Genomic DNA, 3,182 nt, shown 5'->3' on the forward strand with positions numbered 1-3,182 from the left:
CCATCACCTCCCGCATGTCGGAGCCCGCCAAACGTCCGCGAGTGGTCTTCGAGGAACAGGAAGAGGAACTCGACGTCCCCGACTTCCTCAAGTAGCCGCACACCTGACGCCGCTCCCCGCAGGGATACGGGAGCGGCGCCGTCGTGTGCGAGGGGCGCGAGGACGCCGGGAGTGAAGGAGGGCACGTGAGAAGGGACGAGATCGCGGCCGGGCTCGCCGAGGTCGACGCGCGCATCGCACAGGCGTGTCACGCCGTGGGGCGCGACCGTGGCGAGGTCACGCTGATCGCCGTCACCAAGACGCGGCCCGCCGACGACATCCGGATCCTGGCCGAGCTGGGCGTGCGCGACGTCGGCGAGAACCGCGACCAGGAGGCCGCCGCCAAGGCGCACGAGCTGGCCGGCCTGCCGCTGACCTGGCACTTCGTCGGCCAGTTGCAGACCAACAAGGTCCGCTCCGTCGTCGGCTACGCCGACGTGATCCAATCCGTCGACCGGCTGCGGCTGGTGGAGGCGATCAGCAAGGAGGCGGTCCGCCAGGGCCGCAATGTCGGCTGCCTGCTGCAGGTGGCGCTGGACGACGACCCGGCCAGGGGCGGCTGCCGCCCCGCCGACCTGCTGCCGCTCGCCGACGAGGTGGCTCTCGCCGAGGGCGTGTGGCTGGGCGGGGTCATGGCCGTGGCGCCGCTCGGTGAAGAGCCGGCCAAGGCCTTCTCCCGTCTGCGCGACCTGGCGGTGCGCCTGCAGGAGCAGCACCCCCGGGCCACGATGGTGTCGGCGGGCATGAGCGGCGATCTGGCCGAGGCCATCGCGTACGGTGCGACACACGTGCGCGTCGGTACGGCGTTGCTCGGTCGTCGCAAGCCCTTCGTCAGGTAATGTCCCCTCAAGTGGGTCTCCAGGTCCACGATCAAGTAGAGGTCGATCAGCGGTGAGCTCCAGGGGGTACGCCCTACCGCCTCGGACACGGCGACGGACCCGAGCGGGTGCGACCATGAGCAGGAGGACGACGTAGCGATGGCCGGCGCGATGCGCAAGATGGCGGTCTACCTCGGTCTCGTGGAGGACGACCGCTACGAGAGGTATGAGACGTACCCGGACGAGTACGCCTACGACGACGACGTGCAGCGGCCCGGTGAGGAGCGGCCCGTCGCGGTCCAGGACCGCGACGACGAGCCCGATGCGGTGGTTCCCGCGCCCAGGCCCACGACCGCCGTCGTGGAGCGCCGTACGACGGATCTGGCGCGCATCACGACCCTGCATCCGCGCACGTACAACGAGGCGCGTACCATCGGTGAGCACTTCCGTGACGGTACCCCGGTCATCATGAACCTGACCGAGATGGTCGACAGCGACGCCAAGCGTCTGGTCGATTTCGCAGCAGGTCTGGTTTTCGGCCTGCACGGCAGCATTGAACGTGTTACGAACAAGGTGTTCCTGTTGTCCCCTGCCAATGTCGAGGTGACCGCTGAGGACAAGGCCCGAATCGCGGAGCGCGGGTTCTTCAACCAGAGTTAGAGTCTCTGTATGTCTATCGGACCCAACCAGGTCTCGCCGAGGCCGGGAGGGCACACCAGAAGTGGAGGCGCGGCCGGGCCGTGGGGATCGTCAGTCAGATCTTGGTCGTAGTCCTGTCTCTCTATTTGGTGCTGCTCATCGGCAGGATGATCTTCGAGACGGTGCAGGCTTTCGCCCGTCAGTGGCGTCCTACGGGCGTCGTCCTGGTGCTGGCGGAGGCCACTTACACCGCAACCGACCCACCACTCAAGTTCCTCCGCCGTTTCATTCCTCCGCTCCGGTTGGGTACGGTGGCCTTTGACCTAAGCTTCACTGTCCTGTTCATCGTGGTCCTGATCTTGATTCAGATCGCCGGAATGCTGCGATGAGCGGGCCTGTGTCGTGCCGGTCGTGTTCCAACTCGTGTCCGCGCTGAAGTGATTCGGGTTACCGTCCTCCGGACAGACTCCAAGCGCGCCAAGGAGACCAAAAAATGCCGCTGACGCCCGCTGATGTGCGGAACAAGCAGTTCAGTACCACCCGGCTGCGGCCGGGCTACGACGAGGAAGAGGTCGACGCCTTCCTCGACGAGGTCGAAGCTGAGCTTGACCGCCTGATCCAAGAGAACGAGGAGCTCCGCGCCAAGCTGGCCGAGTGCCTGCGTGGGAAGGTGCCGGGCGGCATGAACATGCCCATGGCCTCCGCCCCGGTCCAGGAGCAGCAGCCCAAGCCCGAGATGATGGCCCCGCCGCAGCCGGAGCCCATGCGGGCCCCCGAGCCGCCGGTGCAGCAGCAGCCGGTCCCCGTGGCCATGAACATGCCTCCCGCCGAGGACAACATGGACACCGCGGCCCGCGTGCTCGCGCTCGCCCAGCAGACCGCCGACCAGGCGATCGCCGACGCCCGCCGGGAGGCGGACGAGACGGTGACCCGCGCCCGGCGCGAGGCCGACGAGATCCTCACCAAGGCCCGCCGCCAGGCCGAGCAGGTCATCGGCGACGCCCGCGCCCGCGCCGAGACGCTGGAGCGCGACGCGCAGGAGCGCCACCGCCAGGCGATGGGCTCGCTCGTGCAGACCCGCGACGAGCTCGAGCGCAAGGTCGAGGAGCTGCGCAGCTTCGAGCGCGAATACCGCAGCAGGCTCAAGCTCTACCTGGAGAACCAGCTCGCCGAGCTCAACGTCTCCGCCGAGGGCAGCGGTGGGTTCCCGGTCATGCCGGGTGGTCCGCAGGGTCAGCAGGCTCCCGCCATGTCGCACGCCGTGCCGCAGGGCGGACAGCAGCCGCTTCCCGGTGGCCCCAACCCGTTCGGCGGCGAGGCTCCGCAGGGCGCTTTCCCCGGTGCTGACGGTCCCCACAACGACCGCCGGTAAAGTAGCGGGTCACTAGGACCTGTCACTCGAAAGAGCCCCCTGTGATCCTTATCAGTGCTGGTTTGGTGCTCGCGGCAGTCGTACTGCTGATCGCGGGCTTCGTACTGGCGAAGCCGTTCCTGATCATGTGGTCCATCGTGGTCAGCGTGCTGTCCGCGCTGTTCCTGGTGATCGGGGCGTTCCTGCGGCGGAACGAGCTTTTTCCCGGTGGTGGGCAGGCCGCTGCGCCGGCCACCCCCCCGAAGGGGCTCATGCCGCCGGCTCCGCCGTACCCCCAGACCGGCCCCATGGCTCATCAGCCGCGACCCCAACCG

5 protein-coding genes are annotated in these 3,182 nt (G+C 68.2%); all 5 read left to right on the plus strand.

Annotated elements, in window-relative coordinates; all coding sequences use genetic code 11:
• Nucleotides 1-185: 185 nt before the first annotated feature.
• Entirely contained in the window at nt 186-878 is a 693-nt protein-coding gene (locus tag E1286_RS46665; RefSeq protein WP_132623770.1) for a YggS family pyridoxal phosphate-dependent enzyme, read from the plus strand.
• A gap of 138 nt (nt 879-1,016) precedes the next feature.
• Nucleotides 1,017-1,517 (plus strand): cell division protein SepF, encoded by a 501-nt coding sequence (locus E1286_RS46670; RefSeq protein ID WP_132623772.1) that lies wholly within the window; start codon nt 1,017-1,019, stop codon nt 1,515-1,517.
• Nucleotides 1,518-1,597: 80 nt separating this feature from the next.
• Complete coding sequence (locus tag E1286_RS46675) at nt 1,598-1,885, plus strand: YggT family protein (protein WP_111185070.1); 288 nt, start codon at nt 1,598-1,600, stop codon at nt 1,883-1,885.
• Between the two features lie 104 nt (nt 1,886-1,989).
• A complete protein-coding gene (locus E1286_RS46680) occupies nt 1,990-2,868 on the plus strand; it encodes a DivIVA domain-containing protein (RefSeq protein ID WP_132623774.1) in 879 nt (292 codons plus the stop codon).
• Between the two features lie 62 nt (nt 2,869-2,930).
• Nucleotides 2,931-3,182: hypothetical protein (locus E1286_RS49745; RefSeq protein WP_223190958.1), on the plus strand; the 252-nt coding region annotated here is incomplete at its 3' end.

This window comes from Nonomuraea terrae, assembly GCF_004348995.1.
GTDB lineage: Bacteria > Actinomycetota > Actinomycetes > Streptosporangiales > Streptosporangiaceae > Nonomuraea > Nonomuraea terrae.

Bases quoted from the DNA above. Each gene is read 5' to 3' on its own strand.
- E1286_RS46670 (WP_132623772.1), top strand. From the start codon at position 1,017: ATGGCCGGCGCGATGCGCAAGATGGCGGTCTACCTCGGTCTCGTGGAG.
- E1286_RS46680 (WP_132623774.1), top strand. From the start codon at position 1,990: ATGCCGCTGACGCCCGCTGATGTGCGGAACAAGCAGTTCAGTACCACC.